We start from the raw sequence: 5,999 nt of genomic DNA, 5'->3' as shown, positions 1-5,999 counted from the left end.
GGAGCCAGCGTGCCCTGTCGCCGGTGCGGTACATGCGAGCGCCGGGCGAGTCGCTGAAGCCATCGGGAATGAAGCGCTCGGCGGTGAGGTCCGGGCGCGAGCGGTAGCCACGGCCGAGGCTGGGGCCCGCGATGAAGAGCTCGCCAGGGACGCCGACGGGGAGAGGCTGGAGGGAGTCGTCGAGGACGTAGAGGCGGGTGCGAGCCAGGGGCTTGCCGAGGGTGACAGGCAGCTCGGGCGAATACACCGTGCCGGTGACGCAGATGGTCGTTTCGACGGGCCCGTAGGTATTGATGAGCCGGGTCTGCGTGACGGCCAGCGCTTGGATGAGTGACTCGGGAAGGACCTCTCCACCCGAAATCAACACGCGCAGGTGACGCAGGGCCTCGAGTGCACCGGGCTCCTCGATGGCGGTGGCGAGCGAGGACGGCGTGGTGGAGACGTGGGTGATGCCGTGCTGGAGGATGTCACGGCCCAGGTTGAGGGGGCCGACTGGCCGGAGCACCACGCGAGCGCCACGCGAGAGACTGAAGAGCAGTTCCTCCATGTGGATGTCGAAGGAGACGCTGCTGGACGCGGCCCACGTCGCGCCGGGCGCGGTGTCGTAGAGCGCATCGAACGCGGCGAAGCCATGGACGAGGTTGCGCTGAGTCAGCTCCGCGCCCTTGGGCTCACCGGTGGAGCCCGAGGTGTAGATGACGTACGCGAGGTGGCCCGGACGCGCGGGCGTGGGGAGCGCGAGCACGGCGCCGGGCTTCGCGGCGTCCTCGGGGCGCACGAGGGGAATGTCGAGCGAGGCACCTTCGAAGAAGGACTCACGGGAGATGAGCAGCCGCGCACCGGACTGTCTCAGCAGCGAGGCGCGACGGGCGGCGGGATGCGAAGACTCCAGCGGGAGGCAGGCCGCGCCGCTCAAATGGATGGCGAGCAGGGCGACGACGGAGTCCGCGGAGCGCTCCAGGCACAGACCCACCACCGTCTCTGGCCGAGCACCGAGGGCCGCGAGATGCGAGGCGAGCTGTGACGCCCGAGCGAGGAGCTGGGAGAAGGTGAGTGAGCCCTCGGGTGTCACCAGCGCGACGGCGTCAGGAGTCCTCGCGGCGGAGGCGAGGAGGAGCGAGGCGACGGTGGCCTCTTCATCGAAGGGCTGCTGTGCCGAGTGGAAGCCGTGCACCATCTGCTGGCGTTCCTCGGGACTCAGCAGGGACAGCGCGCCCACGGAGCGGGTCGGCGCCTCCAACGTCTGCTCCAACAGGCGCACGTAGTGGGACAGCATCCGCGTCCCGCTCGCCTCCGTGAACAGCGAGGTGTCGTACTGGAGATACAGCTCGAACCCCTCCGCGTCTTCGATGACGGAGAGGCTCAGGTCGAACTGGCTGGTGCCGTTGTCGACGAAGCGCGGCCAGGTGGAGATTCCAGGGAACTGTCCATCCCAGGAGCGGCTCATCCGGTTCAGGTCGAACAGGACCTGGAACAGCGGCGTCTGGTGGAGGTTGCGCTCCAGGTGGAGCGCTTCGATGACGCGGTCGAACGGAACCTGCTGGTGGGTGAACGCCTCCAGGGCCGTCGCGCGGACGTGGGACAGCAGGTCGGCGAAGGACGTGCTGGCGCTCACGCGGGTGCGGAAGACGACGGTGTTGATGAAGAGGCCGACGGTGTCCTCCAGCGCGGGATGCGCGCGGCCGGAGACAGGAACCCCGACGCACAGCTCGTCCTGCCCGGAGTAGCGCTGGAGCAGCGCGGCGAAGGCGGCATACAGCGCCATGAACGGCGTCACCTGATACTGACGGCACAGCGTGGCCAGGGCTTGCGCCAGCGCCGGACTCAGCCTGTGCGGCGGGCAGAACGCGCCCTCGTCTCCGCGCACGGCCGGGCGTGGCTTGTCGAGCGGCAGGGCCAGGGTAGAAGGCGCTCCCGCGAGCCGTTGCTTCCAGTAGTCGAGGTGCGCGTCCTCACGCGCGCGCACGGCGGGCGTTCGCTGCCATGCGGCCACATCCGCCTGCGTGAGCGTCACCGAGGGAAGGGCGGGCTCCTGGTGCTGGCTCAGGGCGGTATAGGCCACGGCCAGCTCGCGCAGGAGGATGTCGACCGACACGCCGTCGACGAGGAGGTGGTGAAGCACCAGCAGCAGCACATGGCGCTCGGGCGCCAGTCGGAAGAGCCGGAAGCGATAGAGCGGGCCCTCCGCGAGCGGGAAGGCACGGCTGGCCTCCTCCCGGACTCGGGCCGACAGGGTCGCATTGATGTCCGCGCTGGTCGAAGCGAGGTCCTCCCGCTGAAGCACCCGCGGCGGAAGCGGACGGACCTGCAACACGGGTCGCCCATCCTCGGGGACGAAGACCGACCGCAGGGAGGCATGGCGCTCCAGCAACAGCCGGAGTGACGACTCGAGGGCGGCGACATCGAGGGGGCCCTCCAGCTCCATCGCCTCCGGGATGTGGTAGGCGCGCAGCGAAGGCTGGAGCTCGTGCAGGAACCAGAGCCGCTCCTGCGCGAACGACGGGAGCGGAGGCTCGCCAGCGGGACGGGGCGTCGGCGCGGGAAGCGGCAGCGCGCGGTCCATCGGATGCGCCGAGAGGATGCTGGCGAGCGAGGCGACAGTCGGGGTGGAGAAGAGCGTGGCGAGGGGCAGCTCCACACCGAAGGACTGGCGGATGCGCGACACCAGCCGGGTGGCGCTGAGGGAGTGGCCGCCCAGCGAGAAGAAGTCCGCGTTCCGGTGCACCTTCTCCACGCCGAGGACCTGGCTGAAGAGGAGCGCGAGCAGCTCCTCCGCGGGGCCCTGCGGGGGTTGCTGGTGCTCGGCCTCGTCGGCGTCGGGCTCGACGGGGAGCGCGGCCAGGGCCTTGCGGTCCACCTTTCCGCTGGTGTTGGTGGGCAGCGAGTCCAATGCTCGCATGCGCGAGGGGACCATGGCCTCCGGCAACAGCTTGGACAGCGCCTGACGCAGGGCGCGGAAATCAGGGGACGCGGCCTCCGTCACCAGGTACGCGACCAGCTCCATGTCCCGGACTGTCTGTCGGGCGATGACGGCGGCCTGCCGGATGCCGGGAAGGCGCAGCAGGGCGGCCTCGACTTCCTCCAGCTCCACTCGGACGCCGCGAATCTTGAGCTGGAAGTCCGTGCGGCCGAGGAAGGACAGGGTGCCGTCCGCCATCCAGCGCGCCCTGTCACCGGTGCGATAGAGGCGCGCGCCGGGGGTCTCGCTGAAGACATCGGGAATGAAGCGCTCGGCGGTGAGGTCCGGACGCGCGCGGTAGCCACGGCCCAGTCCCTCGCCGCCGATGAACAGCTCACCCGGCACGCCCACGGGCAGGGGCTGGAGCGCGTCATCGAGCACGTAGAGCTGGCTGCGGTCCAACGGCCGTCCCAGTCTGACGGGGCGCTGGGGCACGCACACGTCCACCGCGACGCAGACGCTCGTCTCGGTGGGGCCATACGCGTTGACGATGCGGGTCTGCGTGAAGGCGAGCTGCCGCACGAGGGAGTCGGGCAGGGCCTCACCGCCGGTGACGACGACCTTGAGCCCGCGGAGGGCCTCCGGCGCGCCGGGCTCCTCGAAGGCGGTGGCGAGCGACGAGGGCGTGATGACGACGTGGGTGATGCCGTGCTGGAGGATGTCGCGGCCCAGGTTCAGGGGGCCGACGGCGCGCATCACCACGCGAGCGGCTCGCGTGAGGCTGAAGAGCAGCTCCTCCAGGTGCATGTCGAAGGACAGGCTGCTGGACGCGCCCCAGGCGTGGCCCGGAGCCGTCTCATAGAAAGCATCGAAGCTGGCGAAGCAGTGGACCAGATTGCGCTGCGTCAGCTCCGCGCCCTTGGGCTCACCGGTGGAGCCCGAGGTGTAGAGGACATAGGCGAGGTGCTCCGGACGCGCGGGCGTGGGGAGCGCGAGCACGGCACCAGGCTTCGCGGCGTCCTCGGGCCGCACGAGGGGAATGTCGAGTGAGGCGCCCTCGAGGAAAGCCTCGCGCGAGATGAGCCACCGCGCGCCGGACTGGCGCAGCAGCGAGGCGCGACGCGCGACGGGGTGCGAGGGCTCCAACGGGAGGCAGGCCGCGCCGCTCAGGTGGATGGCGAGCAGGGCGACGACGGATTCGGCGGAGCGCTCCAGGCACAAGCCCACCACTGTCTCTGGCCGAGCGCCGAGGGCGGCGAGGTGGGAAGCGAGCTGGGAGGCGCGGGACTCGAGCTGCGCGAAGGTGAAGGAGCCCTCGGGGCTCACCAGCGCGATGGCGTCGGGTGTGCGCTCGAAGGCGGCTCGCAGCAGCGTGGCGAGGGTGGCCTTCTCATCGAAGGGCCGCCGCGTCGCATTGAAGTCGCGCACCACCTGCTGGAACTCCGCGCGCTCGAGCAGCGGCAGCGCGCCGATGGGCTGCTCGGGCGTCTCCAGCGCGTGCTCCAGCAGTCGCTCGAAGTGGCCCAGCATCCGCTCCAGGGTGGCCGCGTCGAACAGCTCGGTCCGGTATCGGAAGTACACCTCGAGCCCGTCGCGCTCCTCCGCGACGGAGAGGCTCAAGTCGAACTGGCTGGTCCCGCTGTCGACGGGAAGGGCCCGGGACTGGAGCGTGGGGAAGGCCGCCGGGAGCGGGTGCTCCATGCGGCTCATGTCGAACAGCACCTGGAACAGCGGAGCGTGGCTGAGGCTGCGCTCCACGGGGAGGGACTCGACGACGCGCTCGAAGGGAACCTGCTGGTGGGAGAACGCCTCCAGCGAGACGGTGCGCACGTGGGCCAGCAGTCTCGCGAACGAGGCGCGCGGGTCCACGTGGGTGCGGAGCACGACGGTGTTGAGCAGCAGGCCGACGACGCCTTCGGTGGCCGCCTGGGAGCGGTCGGAGACAGGAGTGCCCACGCACAGTTCGTCCTGTCCGGAGTAGCGCTGGAGCAGGGCCGCGAAGGCGGAATACAGCACCATGAACGGCGTGACGTGATGCTGGCGGCACACGGTGTTCAGGGCGCGGTGCAGCGAGGCGTTCAGCCGGAGGTGACGACTGAGGGCGCCGCTGTCGCCGAGGACGGCCGGGCGGGGCCGGTCCGTGGGGAGCGCGAGTCGAGACGGTGCGCCCGCGAGCTGCTGCTTCCAGTATTCGAGGTGCGCCTCTTCACGGGCGCGCACGGCGGGCGTGCGCTGCCAGAGGGCGATGTCCGCCTGGGTGAGGGTGACGGCGGGAAGGGCGGGGACCTGCTTCTGACGGAGCGCCTCGTACGCCACGGCCAGCTCATGCCGGAGGCCGTCGAGGGACACGCCGTCGACGAGGATGTGGTGCAGCACGAAGAGCAGCACGTGGTGCTCGGCGCCCATCCGGAAGAGGCGGAAGCGGTACAGCGGTCCGTGCGTCAGGGAGAACGGCCGGATGCACTCCGCGGTCAGCCGCTCCCAGGGAATGGTGGTGTCTCCGTCCCCAGTCGCTTCCACGTCCTCCACTTCGAGCGCGCGCGCGGGGAGGGGCTCGATGCGCGGGGCTGGGCGGCCCTCCTCGGTGCCGAAGAGCGTCCGCAAGGCGGCATGTCGCTCCAGGAGCAATCGCAGCGCGGCTTCCAATGCGTCCACGTCCAGCGGGCCACGAAGCTCGACGGCCTCGGGGACGACATAGGCGCGCAAGTCGGGGAGCAACTGGTGGAGGAACCAGAAGCGCTCCTGCGCGAACGTCGGCAGCAGCGGGGCATCTCCAGGCTTCGGCGTCGGAGCCGGGAGCGGGGTGCTCTGGGCATCCGCGCCGCGAGCGAGGATCGCCGCGAGGGCTGCGATGGAGGAAGAGGAGAAGAAGGAAGCGAGGGGAAGGTCGACGCCGAAGGACTGGCGGATGCGAGAGACGAGGCGGGTGGCGGAGAGGGAGTGGCCGCCGAGGGAGAAGAAGTCGGAGTCGCGAGAGACGGAGTCGAGGCCGAGGACCTGGGAGAAGAGGAGGGAGAGGAGCTCTTCAGTGGGGCCGCGAGGAGGAGAGAAGGAGTCGGAGAGGGGGAGGGAGTCTGGGAGCTGTCTCTTATACCCATCT

The 5,999-nt window shown here is 70.3% G+C and carries 1 protein-coding gene; it reads right to left on the bottom strand.

The window, feature by feature from the left end:
* Nucleotides 1–5,999: non-ribosomal peptide synthetase (locus HUW62_RS45200; protein WP_176437971.1), on the bottom strand; the 5,999-nt coding region annotated here is incomplete at both ends.

Source organism: Myxococcus sp. AM011, from assembly GCF_013372595.1.
Lineage (GTDB): Bacteria > Myxococcota > Myxococcia > Myxococcales > Myxococcaceae > Myxococcus > Myxococcus eversor.
The sequence above is the reverse complement of the archived record's forward strand: the minus strand, read 5'-3'. Positions and strand labels throughout refer to the sequence as shown.